Consider the following 268-nt stretch of genomic DNA (forward strand, 5'->3'; position numbering starts at 1 on the left):
AGCCTAACCCCATCAGTGTTGAGGTAACCGGATACCCTAAAGTATTGACAAAAGTCCGTAGCTGTTCAGCGGCATTGCCTAACACTACCCCCCCTCCGGTATAAACCATTGGTTTTTTGGCAGTCAGCAATAACTCCACTGCACGCTTAATCTGACCCGGATGGCCTTTGGTAATGGGTTGATAAGAGCGCATATGAACACTCTCGGGATAAACATAAGGAATCTTGATGTTCGGATCCGTAATGTCTTTCGGAACATCAACCACAAC

General features: G+C 46.6%; 1 pseudogene. It reads right to left on the reverse strand.

Features of this window, described 5'->3' with window-relative positions:
* A pseudogene (locus tag B3O33_RS08330) lies at positions 1 to 268 on the reverse strand (acetolactate synthase 3 large subunit); the annotation flags it as partial.

Origin of the sequence: Methylophaga sp. UBA1464, assembly GCF_002325665.1 — a bacterium.
GTDB lineage: Bacteria > Pseudomonadota > Gammaproteobacteria > Nitrosococcales > Methylophagaceae > Methylophaga.